This is a genomic window from Pseudokordiimonas caeni (assembly GCF_026719705.1).
GTDB lineage: Bacteria > Pseudomonadota > Alphaproteobacteria > Sphingomonadales > Kordiimonadaceae > Gimibacter > Gimibacter caeni.
In genome coordinates this window covers 1,707,368-1,720,996 of record NZ_JAPPRR010000001.1, presented here as the reverse complement: position 1 = coordinate 1,720,996, position 13,629 = coordinate 1,707,368, and the positions used below count along the sequence as shown (strand labels likewise).

General features: G+C 57.6%; 11 protein-coding genes. 8 read left to right on the top strand and 3 right to left on the bottom strand.

Going from position 1 to position 13,629, the window contains the following annotated elements; translation table 11 throughout:
* Window positions 1-44: 44 nt before the first annotated feature.
* Window positions 45-1,205 carry a LysR substrate-binding domain-containing protein gene (locus tag OU694_RS07800; protein ID WP_308910419.1) on the bottom strand — a complete coding sequence of 387 codons (1,161 nt, stop codon included), beginning with the start codon at window positions 1,203-1,205 and terminating at the stop codon, window positions 45-47.
* Window positions 1,206-1,308: 103 nt separating this feature from the next.
* On the opposite strand from OU694_RS07800, the gene ligK reads away from it, so the two are divergent.
* From ligK to OU694_RS07785, 3 genes are read left to right on the top strand one after another with little or no spacing between them, the layout of a single operon-like run.
* A complete protein-coding gene (gene ligK / locus OU694_RS07795; protein WP_308910418.1) occupies window positions 1,309-1,983 on the top strand; it encodes a 4-carboxy-4-hydroxy-2-oxoadipate aldolase/oxaloacetate decarboxylase in 675 nt (224 codons plus the stop codon).
* A complete protein-coding gene (locus OU694_RS07790; RefSeq protein WP_308910417.1) occupies window positions 1,976-3,031 on the top strand; it encodes a 4-oxalomesaconate tautomerase in 1,056 nt (351 codons plus the stop codon). Before ligK ends, OU694_RS07790 begins: the two co-directional genes overlap by 8 nt.
* Entirely contained in the window at window positions 3,028-3,909 is an 882-nt protein-coding gene (locus tag OU694_RS07785) for an amidohydrolase family protein (RefSeq protein WP_308910416.1), read from the top strand. The genes OU694_RS07790 and OU694_RS07785 overlap by 4 nt, the downstream gene beginning before the upstream one ends.
* Window positions 3,910-4,369: 460 nt before the next feature.
* Here OU694_RS07785 and OU694_RS07780 read toward each other — a convergent pair whose 3' ends face one another.
* Together OU694_RS07780 and OU694_RS07775 are read right to left on the bottom strand one after the other, a co-directional pair.
* Complete coding sequence (locus OU694_RS07780) at window positions 4,370-5,764, bottom strand: O-antigen ligase family protein (RefSeq protein WP_308910415.1); 1,395 nt, start codon at window positions 5,762-5,764, stop codon at window positions 4,370-4,372.
* 109 nt (window positions 5,765-5,873) lie between these two features.
* Window positions 5,874-6,896 (bottom strand): MraY family glycosyltransferase, encoded by a 1,023-nt coding sequence (locus tag OU694_RS07775; RefSeq protein ID WP_308910414.1) that lies wholly within the window; start codon window positions 6,894-6,896, stop codon window positions 5,874-5,876.
* A gap of 132 nt (window positions 6,897-7,028) precedes the next feature.
* On the opposite strand from OU694_RS07775, the gene OU694_RS07770 reads away from it, so the two are divergent.
* The 5 genes from OU694_RS07770 (at window position 7,029) to OU694_RS07750 (ending at window position 13,570) form a co-directional block, all read left to right on the top strand.
* A complete protein-coding gene (locus OU694_RS07770) occupies window positions 7,029-8,207 on the top strand; it encodes a DUF1972 domain-containing protein (RefSeq protein ID WP_308910413.1) in 1,179 nt (392 codons plus the stop codon).
* Between the two features lie 377 nt (window positions 8,208-8,584).
* Window positions 8,585-9,865, top strand: coding sequence for an outer membrane beta-barrel protein (locus tag OU694_RS07765; RefSeq protein ID WP_308910412.1), 1,281 nt, complete (start codon window positions 8,585-8,587; stop codon window positions 9,863-9,865).
* Between the two features lie 76 nt (window positions 9,866-9,941).
* Complete coding sequence (locus OU694_RS07760; protein WP_308910411.1) at window positions 9,942-10,514, top strand: polysaccharide biosynthesis/export family protein; 573 nt, start codon at window positions 9,942-9,944, stop codon at window positions 10,512-10,514.
* Between the two features lie 64 nt (window positions 10,515-10,578).
* Window positions 10,579-12,819: a GumC family protein gene (locus tag OU694_RS07755; protein ID WP_308910410.1), complete on the top strand. Its 2,241-nt coding sequence runs from the start codon at window positions 10,579-10,581 to the stop codon at window positions 12,817-12,819.
* Entirely contained in the window at window positions 12,788-13,570 is a 783-nt protein-coding gene (locus OU694_RS07750) for a hypothetical protein (protein ID WP_308910409.1), read from the top strand. The genes OU694_RS07755 and OU694_RS07750 overlap by 32 nt, the downstream gene beginning before the upstream one ends.
* Window positions 13,571-13,629 lie beyond the last annotated feature (59 nt).

Below are 13,629 nucleotides of genomic sequence, written 5' to 3'. Positions count from 1 at the left end.
AGGCCGGCTGAGGCTTCCAATCGGAAGGTCGCTCTAGTCATAAGTTATTGTGAAGTGTTATGGAGCGTGGCCTGTTCGATCAGTAGTTCCATGAAAGCCTGCTGGCTGGGGGTCGGGGTCCAGTCGAGGCGCGTCGTCACACCGATATTGCGGCTGATGGCAACAGGCGGCGGCGCGACCCTTTCGAGCCATCCGGCTTCGAGTTCCACGGCCACCTGATCGGGCGACAGCAGGGTCAGGAAATCGCCGGTCATCAGAAGTTGGCGGATCGTGATCACCGACCCGCACTCAATGGGTACATGGGGCGGTGCGATGCCGGCGTGGGTGAAAATTTCCTCCCACTGCGCGCGGAGCGGGGCGCCGGGGCCTGCCACGATCCAGGGATATCCGGCAAGTGTCGCGGCGTCAGGCCTGGTGCCGGTAAGCGGATGGCCGCTGCGCCCCAGAATGACCGGCCGGTCCACGAACAGATGGGTCTGTGTCAGGTCGTTGAATGCATCGGGCGTGCGCAGGGCGCCGATCATGAAATCCAGCTCGCCGTCCCGCAAGGGGCCGACCAGTTCATTGTGGGATCCTTCCGCGACCACTATGTCGACGTCGGGGAAACGTTGGTGAAAAAGCGCGATGGCTGCGGGCAGTAATTTGGCTCGGCTAAGTGGCATGGCGCCAATCGCAATCCGGCCGGTTTCATACCCTTTCAGGGCGTCGAGTTCTGAAAGAGCGGCGATAATTTCCACGTTGGCGAGGCGGTAGGCCCGCGCAGTGGCCAAGCCCTTCGCCGTGAGCATGATGCCCCGGCCGCGCCGTTCAACCAGCCGTTCACCCGTCGCCACTGAAAGATCCGCGAGGGCGCGGTGGAGCGAGGCTTCGGTCAATCCGGCCTTGCGGCTTGCCTCGCTGTAACTGCCGGCTTCCGCGACCAGAACCAGCGCCCGCATCTGGGTCGTGGTTACCCGCGACGATCCAATATGGGAAAGGGCCTTCTCGATACGCGGGCGCAGGATCAGGGCCGCTTCCGTCGCGTCCATGCCATCGGGCCGGCGGACGAAAAGCGGCAGGCCGAACTGGCGTTCGAGCTTGCTGATCGCCTGTGTCACCGCTGGCTGCGTAAGGCTGACCGCACGGGCAGCCCGCGAGAGCGTCCCGTGGCGGGATATGGCGACAAGGGCACGCAGGTGCCTGATGTTGAAATGCCAAAGGTTCATAGCATTTCTTAGCAAAAATTTATGGCTTGTCCACCATTCCGTCTTGTCTTGGCATCGGGCCGGGGCGACCCTTGGGGTTGAAACAGGAAAGGAAGGGATCGTCATGTCCGGCATCGTGGTTCAAAATATCGAGCGGGCGGACGCCGCAGTCATCGATGGGCTCGCGGCCTGCGGTGTTGCGACTGTGCATGAAGCGCAGGGGCGGACAGGCCTGATGCTGCCCTATATGCGGCCCATCTATACGGGCGCCCGCATTGCGGGTTCGGCGGTCACCATCTCTGCGCCGCCCGGCGACAACTGGATGGTCCATGTGGCCATCGAACAGTTGAAGGCCGGCGACATTCTGGTGCTGGCGCCGACAAGCCCTTGCACCGACGGCTATTTTGGCGACCTTCTGGCAACCTCGGCGCAGGCGCGCGGCTGCCGTGGCCTCATCATCGATGCCGGCGTGCGCGATGTGCGCGACCTGACGGAAATGGGATTCCCCGTCTGGTCGAAGGCCATTTCGGCGCAAGGCACCGTCAAGGCGACCCTCGGGTCGGTGAATGTGCCCATCGTCTGTGCGGGGGCCGCCATTCAGGCGGGCGATGTGATTGTCGCTGATGATGACGGCGTCTGCGTGGTGCCGCGCGCCACAGCGGCCGATGTACTTGCCAAGGCGCAGGCCCGGGAAGCCAATGAAGGTGACAAGCGCGCCAAGCTCGCGTCCGGCATTCTGGGCCTTGATATGTACAAAATGCGCGAGCCGCTCGAGAAGGCGGGCCTGAAATATGTCTGACGGCGTGCGCTGCATGTGGATGCGCGGTGGCACGTCGAAAGGGGGCTACTTCCTGAAGGACGACCTGCCCGCCGACAGGGCAGCGCGCGATGCTTTCCTCCTTCGCGTCATGGGATCCCCAGACCCTCGCCAGATCGACGGCATGGGCGGCGCCGACCCGCTGACCAGCAAGGTGGCGGTCGTTTCAAAGTCCAGTCGTACGGGTGTTGATGTCGACTATCTGTTCCTGCAGGTTTTTGTGGATCAGGCCATTGTTTCGGACGCGCAGAACTGCGGTAATATCCTTGCAGGCGTAGGCCCCTTTGCGCTGGAGCGCGGGCTTGTCGCCGCATCTGAAGGCGAGACGAAAGTCACCATCTTCATGGAAAACACGGGCCAGATTGCTGTTGCCACGGTGCAGACGCCCGATGGGCGGGTGACCTATGAGGGCAGCGCCGCCATCGATGGTGTGCCGGGGACGCATGCCCCAGTGCCGCTCGAATTCCGCGATACCGCAGGGTCATCGTGCGGGGCGCTGCTGCCGACCGGTCTTGCGGCTGAAACCGTGAATGGCGTTCCTCTGACCCTGATTGACAACGGCATGCCGTGTGTGGTGATGAAAGCGACGGATGTTGGTGCCACGGGCTTTGAAAGCCGCGAGGAACTGGACGTCAATACCGACCTCAAAGCGAGGATCGAGGCCATCCGGCTGGCGGTCGGACCGCGCATGAACCTTGGCGACGTCCGCGAAAAATCGGTGCCCAAGATGATGCTGGTGGCGCCCCCGCGGCAGGGAGGGGCAATTACCGTTCGCAGTTTTATCCCGCACCGGGCACATGCTTCGATCGGGGTACTGGGGGCTGTGTCGGTTGCCACCGCCTGCCTTATCGAGGGTTCGCCAGCGGCGGAGGTTGCGAGCATCCCTGAAGGCAGGGTGAAGACATTGTCTGTCGAGCACCCAACAGGCGAAATGAGCTGCGTCATGGAACTTGATGATGCCGGTGCGGTCAGGACGGCGGCCCTTCTGCGCACGGCGCGCAAACTGATGGATGGAGTAGTTTTCGGATGAGTGAACGGATCGTCAGCTGGCACGCCAGCCCATCGAAGCCGCGCTTCACACCGCCGGCCGGCGCGGTGGACGCGCATTGCCATGTGTTTGGCCCAATGGCCGAGTTTCCCTTCAGCCCGAAGGCCAAATATCTGCCCGAAGATGCTGGTGCCGACGCGCTTTTCGCGCTCCGCGACCATTTGGGTTTTGCGCGCAATGTGATCGTGCAGGCAAGCTGCCATGGTACCGATAATGCGGCGACCCTGCATGCCATCGCAGCTTCAGGCGGCAAGGCGCGCGGGGTGGCGGTGGTGGATCCGGCAATTGACGATGCCGAGCTGGACCGCCTCCATGCTGGCGGCATTCGGGGCATTCGTTTCAACTTCCTGAAACGGCTGGTGGACGATGCACCGAAGGACAAGTTTCTGGAGGTTGCGGGCCGGATCGGTCGGCTGGGCTGGCATGTCGTTGTCTATTTCGAGGCCGACATTCTGGAAGAACTGCGGCCTTTCCTCGATGCCATACCCGTACCCCTCGTGATCGACCACATGGGACGCCCGGATGTGAGCCAAGGGCCTGATGGTACCGACATGAAGGCATTCCGACGCCTTCTGGACAGCCGCGATGATATCCATTTCAAGGCCACATGCCCTGACAGGCTGGACCCGTCGGGTGCCCCGTGGAACGCCTTCGCCGAGGCAGTTGCGCCGCTTGTTGCCGATTATCCGGACCGGTGCCTCTGGGGGACCGACTGGCCGCATCCGAACATGCAGGATGCCATCCCCGATGACGGCCACCTTGTCGACATGATCCCGCGCATCGCCCCCATCGCCGACCTGCAGCACAGGCTGCTGGTTGCCAACCCAATGAAGCTTTATTGGGCGGATTATAATATATGAATCAATATGATATAAGGTTTTTTATCGTATTAAATTTGTGTTGTTCCTAACTCAAAGGGTGGTGCTTAGAGATGGTCCTCACCACCCAACTTTTTAAAGATGAAACATGAGGGCTTCCCAAGTATCCTCGTCTTGTGGAGCCTCCTTTATACGAATTCCTTCAATAATTGGCGCCAAATCCAAGTAGAATTATAGAAGGCATGGGGCGGAAAAGGGGGAGGTCGCGGAAAAAATCGTGCGCCAAATTTGCGCCAAGTGCTTGTAACTTATTGATATAATTATAACTCTGGTGCCGGCAGCGGGCACCAAGGGGTGGTTTTTCTCACTTCCCCACAATTCCCCAATCTTCCCAAGACACTGGAAACGCTTGATTTTTGCGATTTCTCGCTCATATCATTTTCCCGGGAATTCCCTGGAAAGTGCGCCTGAGTGCGCCAAATTTGCCTCTGACAGTCCTTGGTTATCGACCGGACGTGCGCTGGTGCTTGCCGGAAATGCTCGGCGCGAACGTCCCAGAGCTGACGCCGAGCGCAAGAAGGCAGGTCAGGACATATGATATCGCCGGAATTCTGAGCGGGAAATCGAGTGTTGAATGCACGGCAACCAGGAACGAGGCGGCGAGAATCCCGAGTTTCGTATGGAAAAGCCGATCGCTTGCCGTCAGTGTCCTGAGCGGCGCGATGAGGCAAGAGATGAACCCGATGAGCGCAATCAGGGATGCCGGAATGCCGAGACTGAAGGCCATTTCCAGATAGTCGCTGTGCGCCTGGTCGAAATTCACCCGATCCGGTAGTTCGGGCGACCGGACCATCTGGAAGATATCGGCAAAGCTGCCCAGTCCGTACCCTGTGAGCGGGCGCTGTCCGATGGCGTCGATGACGCCGGGATAGATTTCAAAGCGGGCATCCTCAAGCGGGTCGGCCAGGAGGCGCTCCTGCAGCATATCGCCGCTCAGATTGTAGCCGACGTACAGCAATGCAAGGAGCGCAGTTCCGAAGACCGCCAGTTTGCGAAAGCCGGGGTGGCAATGTCGGACAAAGGCTGTTGTCAGGAATAACAGTATAGCAAGTATGCTCGCCGCTGTTCCAAGCCGCGAGTTGGTGAGCATGAGTGCCGAGAAGGATACAAGCAGCATCAGCCCGAGAACCCAGCCTCTGCCGAGGATGAGGTTGATGGTTTGGCCCAAACGTTCCCGGCGGTTCAGCGCCGTTGTCTTTTCAGGCATCACGATATCCGAGCACCAGACAAGGCAGCAGATGATGCCAATCCCGGCATAGGTTGCGTAGTTGTTTCGGTTGACGAAGGTGGAAGTCAGGCTGTCGAGGCTCGCCCACTTGTCGAACCAGAGTATCTTCTCGTTGCCGGAAATATAGGTGATGAATCCGTATGCTGCATAACAGGTCGTTGTTATGGCGATGAAGCGTATCAGCCGGTTGGCAGTCTCGGGGCTGCGTGCATAAGCGAAGACAAGCACGAAAAGCACAAGGTGTGACAGGAGCTGCAGGGCCCCGAAAAAGCCTGCTTCCGTATTGACCGCAATTGATGTTGGCGCGCCCGCAACTTCAGCAAATGCAAACGTGGAATCAAAAGGATACTGGCCGGAAGCAATGCCGAGGCTCAGGGGCTGAATAAATGCCCACAGGGTAACAACCCCGAAACTAACAAGGGGAACCTTCGGGATCGAGCGCAAATGCGTGCCGGGGAAAAGCCAACGCTTCCGCCAGATACGCTCTGCGAAAAAGGCAATCGAAGCGAATAAGATCAGCCCGGTCCATAACAATTGCCACGCCGGGCGGGCGCTCGCAAAAGGAAGGGGCGAAAAGGCAATCAGAAAATAGATCAGGAATTTATGCACGGGGTTTTGCTCTGGGCTCCTCGAATGATGCTGAACTCATGCCAATTCTTACACCAGCTGACGGCGGTTCGGCCAATGGAACCAAAAGGGTCCGTCGGAATGCCGGTTCCTACAATGGGTTTTCTGCTTTGGCAGGGAAGGTGCTGTCGATGATGGGCAGGATGAAGAAGTAGAGGCAGAAACAGGCAGCGAACAGGATGAAGCTGTAGGACGCCGTGAAGAGCGACAAGCTGACGGTTGCCCCGACAATCGACATTATGATTGCCAGAGTGGTCCCGGCATCGAAACGGTCGAGGAGGATATGATGAAGATGGTCGCGGTTGGCACTGAAAGGGCTCTGCTTCCGGAGCTTGCGACCGAGCGTAACGCGCAGGCAGTCAACAGCCGGCAACATAAGCCAAATTCCCACAGTATCCGCATAGACGGGCACGGTTGCACTGCCAAGGTTATAGGTCATCAGCGCAAGTGAACCCACCAGAAGGCCAAGCGCATAGGCGCCGCCGTCTCCAAGGAAGAATTTCCCCTTCATGTTGTAAACGAACATGATGCCGAGGGCCGAGGCGAGGAACAGGCAGATCGCCTGCCGGTGCGGGCTGACGGACAGCAGCGCCATGACAAGAACCAGGATAAGGCTGATCCCGATCACGCCGCCATTATATCCATCCATCATGTTGAACGAGACGACGAGGGTGGCAAGGCAGGCGACGGTCAGGAGGATGCTGACCCAATGACTGAGAACGATTGTCTCGCCGAAGGACCAGTGGAGGCTGGTTAGCCGGATTTCCGGCACCAGCCAAACGAGCAGGCCGCAGATGGCCACAATAAGGGCGAGCCTGAGCTGCCATTTGAGATTGTGGCGATCATCCAGAAAGCCCAAGGCTGCGACAAGAAGGACGCAGGTGCTCACGCCACCCCAGCGATCACTCAGCTCAAAGACCATCTGATTTATGACGATAGTGACGGCGATTGACCCGACGAGCAATGAGCCGATCAGTGGCGTGGAGATAGTATGCCGCTTGTGTTTTTCGAGCTCCGGGTCATCCATGACGCCGAGGGCCTCGCCCAGGAACCGGGCGTTCAGGGCTATAACGAGGACCGTCAGTATGCCAAGGTAGGCAATAATAAGGCTCATGGATGTACTGCCCGCTGAGTGTCCAACACGTTTGGAACGAGATTGTCTGAGACGGTTCAGCAGAATATATGGGGTTGATCGGGTGTCGTCCAGCACCGTCTGCTCTGTTGGAGGGTGCGGTCCGGAGGCGCCATGAATGGCGAATGCAAGCGGGGATGCGGGGGCTGGCGACGATTGTCTCAAAAGTCGAAGAAAAAGAAAAAAGATGGCATCCAGTCTGCGTTCCATGTGGCGATCATAGGCACGGTCGGGGTTCCGGGCAGCTATGGTGGCTTCGAAACCCTCGCCGAAAATCTGGTGACATATGCCGAACGGGCAGAGGGCGGAGCCGGGATTACAGTTTACTGCTCTGCACCCGCGTTTGAAGACCGGGCGCCCTGTTTCAGGGGTGCGCGTCGCCGGTTCGTTCCTCTGCGGGCAAACGGCGCATCCAGCATGGTCTATGACGCTTGGTCGATGCTTGATGCCCTGATGCGGGGCTCCAGTCACATTCTCCTTCTGGGTGTTTCCGGCGCTTTGATTTTGCCCTTAATTCGAATTGCGCGGAAGGTGCTCGGACGCCCTCGTATCGTCACGAACATTGATGGCATCGAGTGGCGCCGCGACAAGTGGAGCCCTCTGGCGCGCGCCGTGCTTAAAGTCTCGGAATGGGCCGCCGTTCGTTTTTCAGATGTGGTGGTCGCCGACAACAAGGCGGTTGCTGAATATGTTCAGGCGCGATACGGCGTCCCTTGCGTGACGATCCCTTACGGTGGTGATCATGCTGTTTCGGCAACGCCCCATGTGGAAAATTGCAAAGAATTGCCCGCGCGATATGCGCTCGCGATTTGCAGAATAGAGCCTGAAAACAATGTGGAGATGATCCTTGAAGCAGGGTCCGGTCTCGGTATCCCACTTGTTTTCATTGGTAACTGGGACAGAAGCAGTTATGGCCGCAGGCTAAAAGCGGCCTATGCAGACAACCCCGACATCTCGTTATTGGACCCGATCTACGAGCCCGGCGTGCTGCGGGCGATCCGTGATCGTGCGATGATTTATCTGCATGGCCATTCGGCCGGGGGGACAAACCCTTCACTGGTTGAAATGATGCATTTCGGGATTCCGGTCCTCGCCTTCGACTGTGCGTTCAACCGGCACACAACAGAAGATAAAGCGCTTTTTTTCAGGAGCGCCAACGATTTGGCCCTGCTGGCCCGTGGCCTCGGTGCGGCGGATGGCAACGCGGTTGGACGAGCGATGAGGGAAATCGCGGAGCGACGCTATAGCTGGACCCTCGTAGGAAAAGCCTATTTCGATCTGTTCCGCTTCTGACGGGGCAGGCTTGAGCTTGGTCGGGCCTCTGTGGCATTGCTGTCAGTCTGCGATTTTAAATGACGAACGCCAGTGGCTCTTTGCAATCAATTGCTTCCGTATTCAACGGAACAAATGTACCGTTGACCGGTGGACGAATGAATGTGCGCCAGCGACGGGTCGGGTGTCTTGCCCGGCGGTTATTTCTGGAGGCATTTTTTCGATTGAGCGTGGCCGGGCGGTAGCATAAGGTTCCCGCGAATTGCCGAAAGTACAAAGTCTTATGGGCGAAATGCCCCAGCCCGGGGGAGGTTGTGATGACGGCACCGAATTCATACCATCAAGTCATGGGCAAATATTGTTTGTTCCGCCTTCATGTATAAAAGTGAGGTCTGATTATGAAGTCTTTCAAGTATACGCTTTGCGGCATGCTGGCATCCACCGTGCTCGCCGGCGCCATTTCGGCCCCTGCTTTTGCGGAATCGTCCGTCGTGCAGGTGTCGAAGAAGCCGCGGCAGGATTATGATGCACTCGGTCTCAGTGTCGGCAGCTTCTATCTGATGCCGAGCGCGGTCGGTGGCGTGACCATCGATGACAATATTTATGCGACGGACACCGGTAAGGTTGATGACACAATCTTCAATGTGAAACCCGAAGTCGGGCTGTACTCGAACTGGAACAACAACAGTTTCGCTGTTATCGCAAGCGCAGACCTTGGTTATTACGACCAGAATTCCCGCGAAGACTACGAGGATTACACCCTCACGTCCTACGGCACGCTTGAAGTTATGGAAGGTACATACTTCGACGCGGGGGTCGACTATTCGAAGCTGCATGAGGATCGCGGTTCACCGGACAGCCTCGGGGCAGTTGCCGATCCGACCGAGTACAATGTCTTCAAGGCGAACGTAGCTTTCACGCGGGATCTTTCGCTCTTGTCCATGAAGCTCTTTGCTGATTACACGCGGAGAAATTTCAAGGATGCGGACCTTGTCGGTGGTGGCATCAACAACAACGATGATCGCGACCGCAAGCGTTACAATGTTGGCCTGCGCCTCGGGTATGAAATCGGCGACAGCACCGAAGCCTATGTCCTCGGCACCCGCAACAAGGTGGAATACGACAACTCGCAGGAAGATGGCGGCCCGCTGCGTGACGGGAATGGCTATCGCCTTGTGGTCGGCGGTGTGCTTGATATCACCGGTACAACCAGCATTGACGTTTACGCTGGCTATCTGAACCATGATTACGATTCGAGCGCGCTGAAGGATGTCGGCAAGTTCACTTATGGTGCGGCCATTGAGTGGAGCCCGACCGAGCTCACCTCAATGAAACTCGGTGTCTCGCAGGATGTGGTCGAGACATCGGTATCGGATGAGAATGCGCTTGGCGCCTTCGTCCCCGTGGCCGGTATCCTCAACACCGGTGTCGACTTCACAATCGAGCATGAGCTGATGGAAAACCTGATCCTTTCGGGCATCGCAAGCTATGCGCGGCAGGAATTCATCGGCACCGTTCGCGAAGACGATGTGCTTGGTTTCGGCCTTGCCGGGGAGTATCTTATCAACAGGAACCTCCGCCTCAAACTCCGCTATGACTATAGCGACAAGAGCAACGAAGTCGGCCGTGGTGAATTCTCGCGGAACAAGATCATGGCAAGCTTGAAGCTGCAGTGGTAATCGTTTGACTATGTAGGGGCGGGCGAGATTTGATTATCTCGCCCGCTTTGCATCTTGTGATCTAAAGGAGTCCGGTTTGTTGCGTCAGCTAAAGTCCCTCGCGATCCTTCTGGCTATCAGTTTTTTCGGAGTTATTGCCGTCGCACAGGCTGCGCCCCTCTCCGCCCAAGAAACGCGGGATCAGGACAATATCGAGTATCGCCTTGGTGCCGGCGACAAGGTTCGGGTTCTTGTCTATAACGAACAGGACCTTTCGGGTGAGTTCGAGGTGGATGGGACCGGACAGATCAGCCTGCCGCTTATTGGTACGCTGAAAGTCAGCGGCTTGACCGTGACGGAAGTTGAACGCCAGGTCGGCAACAAACTGGCCAATGGGTTCCTGATCAATCCGCAGGTCAGCCTCGAGATCATGAACTATCGCCCCTTCTACATCCTTGGGGAAGTCAAGCAGCCGGGCAGCTATGATTATGTGAATGGCATGACCATACTGAATGCCGTGGCGCTTGCTGGCGGGTTTACGCCGCGCGCCCAGGAAAAGAAAATTGAAGTCACCCGCAAGAATGGCGACAAGGAAATCAAGTTGCAGTCGGCGATCACAGCAAAGGTTTTGCCGGGGGATATTATTCGTATTCCCCAGAGACTGTTTTGACCTGATGCCGCTGTTCGATAAGAATCCGAACCATGCGTTATCCGCTCTATCAGGAACGAGTTAGATGAATATCGTCAGGCCCACGGCGTCACAGCAATCTGCAATTGATCCGATCCTGAGCGACGCACCGGAGTTGGGGTTTGACCTGCGGGCATTCGGCCGCCTGTTGTGGCGCCGACGCTATGTCATCATCAATACGGTGGCGCTGCTTTGCATTGCGACACTGATCATTCTCTTCCAGCTGCGGCCTGTCTATTCCGCCTCCACGCTCATGGCGATCGAATCCCGCAAGAACAATATCGTTAATATGGATGCGGTTCTGACGGGGCTTGGCACTGACGTCGCCGCGATCACCACGGAAGTCGACGTCCTAAGGTCCCGACGTCTGGTCGGTAAGCTGGTCGACAAGCTGGACCTGACAAAGGATCCAGAATTCAACTTTGAACTTCGCGAGGAAGACCCGTTAAACCCGGTCAACTGGGTGCCGGAAAAATGGAAACGCATGCTCCTCGGCGATGAACAGACGTTGTCCGCTGAGGCCGCCGCCGCGCAGGACTATAATCTGGTGGTCAATAATGTCATAGAGGCTCTGAGCGTGCACAATCCGGCGCGTTCATACTCGATCGCAGTGACTGTAAAGTCGCACAATCCCGAAAAGGCTGCGCTGCTGGCGAACACGCTCGCCGAACTCTATTTGACCGACCAGCTGGAATATAAATACGAAGCGACGTCGCGGGCCAGCAACTGGCTGAATGAACGGATCAGCACCCTGCGCGAGAAGGTGCGGGTCTCCGAACTGGCAGTTCAGCGGTTTCGCGAAGACAACCAGCTCTTTCAGACACACGGTCAAGGGCTTGTGAATGAACAGCAATTGTCTGAGGTGAACTCAAGCCTGATCACCGCGCGGACAGAGCTTGCCCGAGCTGAGGCACGCTTCCAGCAGCTCGATAAACTTGCGCGGAACAGTATCGCCTCTGAAGAAACTCTTGCCGAGGTGCTGACGAGCCCGCTGATCCAGAGCCTGAAACAGCAGGAAAGCGAAGTACTGCGTCGCCGCGCCGAACTGGCAACGCGATACGGCCCGAAGCACCCGAACATGATCAAGGTTGAAGCCGAACTTGCGGACCTCCAGACGAAAGTCAGGCTCGAGATGCGCAAGATCGTGTCGAGCCTCGAGGGCGAAGTTAGGATTGCCCAGGCAAAAGTACGCACCCTTGAAGATAGCCTCAATGGTCTGAAGAGCGAGAATGTCGAGGCGAACCGCGCCTTCGTGCAACTGCGCGAGATGGAGCGGGAAGCCGAGGCAAGCCGCGTCCTTCTTGAGACCTTCCTGACCCGGTTCCGTGAAACCAGTAATCAGGAGGATCTGCAGCAAGCGGATGCCCGTATCCTGTCTGTCGCGACCGCGCCCACCGAAGCATCCTTCCCGCGCAAGGGGCTGACGCTTCTGGTCGTCTTCTTCGGGTCTATCGCGACCGGTATTGGTATCGCGTTCCTGCTGGAGACGCTTGAAAACGGTTACCATACGCTCGAGCAGCTGACGGATGATGTGAATATCAAGGGTCTGGGCCTCATTCCGCACCTTTTTGGTCGCAACCAGAGCCAGCCGGAACAATATATCCTGGACAAAAGCACGTCATCCTTTGCTGAAGCGCATCGAAATGTGTTTGCAACCCTGATGTTCTCGCAGGATCGCAGTCTTGCCCCCAAGGTGATCCAGGTAACGTCGTCCGTGTCAGGCGAAGGCAAGTCAACCTTTGCCCTTTGCCTTGCTCGGCTCCTTGCAAAGTCGGGCAGCAAAATCCTTCTGATCGAGGCCGATCTGCGCCGGCCGACGCTTCAGCGTCGTGTGCCCGAGATAGCGGGAAGCCCGACGCTTCTGGACTGTTTGCAGCAAAATCTTTCCATCAAGGATGCAATTGCGCGCGACGAAAAGTCTGGATGCTATTTCATCGCCGGCGGTCATACGCCGGAACCCCAGCGTTATCTTGTGGATGAAAAACTGCAGCAGTTCATCACGGCGGCACGTCAGACGTTTGACCTTATCATCATTGACACACCGCCCGTGCTTGCCGTTTCGGATGTGATCCTGACGAGCAAGCTTGTCGATAAAACCGTCTATGTCGTCCATTGGGACAAGACAGCGAAGGAGTCGGTCCGTACCGGCCTTTCACAACTGTCCGATACCGGGGTCGATGTGGCGGGTGCGGTGATTTCACAAGTTAATGTGAAAAAGCACGTGGGCTACGGCTATGGCGAGTACGGGCATTATTATGGCAAGCATAAAGCCTACTACACAAACTGAGCCGGGCGGCGAAACGCGGATGCACAAAGCGTCTCCGCACCGTAAAAAGCTCCGGCAGAACTCCGCAAAGCCGACGGGACGAACCGGTTTGGTTCTCTTCATCGCCTGTATCGGGCTTTCCTTCTGGGCGCTTGCGGCCACCGCTCCCCGATTGCTGGCGCACCTGAACCTTGCGACTGCGCAGCCCTATATCGAAATGGTCAATAGGGGCGAAGTGCTGTCGTCCGATGAACGTGCAATCCTGGTCGAAGCCAGCCGGGCGGCCCTGGAATGGGCGCCGCTCGCTGAGCCGCACATGAATCTGGGCGCGCTCTATGTTGCCGAACTGGCTCGCGAGGAAGATTCTGTGACCCGGCGTATCATTGCATCAGAAGCGGCGAGCGAACTTGAGGCCGGTCTCGCCCTCCGGCCCCTATATTCCTATGGCTGGACGAGGCTGGCGGTTGCCCGGTCGGTCCTGTTGGGGCAGGAGGGCAAGGCGGTCGAAGCGCTGCGCAGCTCGTTGCTGACAGGTCCTCTGGCGTATGACCTGATGGTACCGCGGCTTGAATTGGGACGAACCCTTCTGCCGGCCTTGGCTCCGGGTGACCTTGATCTTCTGAGGCAACAGACGATGCGGCTCTACCAGGCGCATAACGATACGCTCCGGCTGTATGTCGTCAGAATGGGACGGCTTGACTGGGTTTCCTTCCTGCTTGGTGATGACCCGAAAGTCCAAGAGGCATTTCTGGAGGAATTCGTTCGGGAATAAGGTGCCGCGCAAGGAATGTTGTGTTGCAGGCAGCCCGCAGTTTTAAGATATTGATGCTT

Coding starts and splice junctions, on each gene's coding strand:
- OU694_RS07770 (WP_308910413.1), top strand. CDS start 7,029: ATGAATGGCGAATGCAAGCGGGGATGCGGGGGCTGGCGACGATTGTCT.
- OU694_RS07755 (WP_308910410.1), top strand. CDS start 10,579: ATGAATATCGTCAGGCCCACGGCGTCACAGCAATCTGCAATTGATCCG.
- OU694_RS07775 (WP_308910414.1), bottom strand. CDS start 6,896: ATGAGCCTTATTATTGCCTACCTTGGCATACTGACGGTCCTCGTTATA.
- OU694_RS07790 (WP_308910417.1), top strand. CDS start 1,976: ATGTCTGACGGCGTGCGCTGCATGTGGATGCGCGGTGGCACGTCGAAA.
- OU694_RS07800 (WP_308910419.1), bottom strand. CDS start 1,205: ATGAACCTTTGGCATTTCAACATCAGGCACCTGCGTGCCCTTGTCGCC.
- OU694_RS07785 (WP_308910416.1), top strand. CDS start 3,028: ATGAGTGAACGGATCGTCAGCTGGCACGCCAGCCCATCGAAGCCGCGC.
- OU694_RS07765 (WP_308910412.1), top strand. CDS start 8,585: ATGAAGTCTTTCAAGTATACGCTTTGCGGCATGCTGGCATCCACCGTG.
- ligK (WP_308910418.1), top strand. CDS start 1,309: ATGTCCGGCATCGTGGTTCAAAATATCGAGCGGGCGGACGCCGCAGTC.
- OU694_RS07750 (WP_308910409.1), top strand. CDS start 12,788: ATGGCAAGCATAAAGCCTACTACACAAACTGAGCCGGGCGGCGAAACG.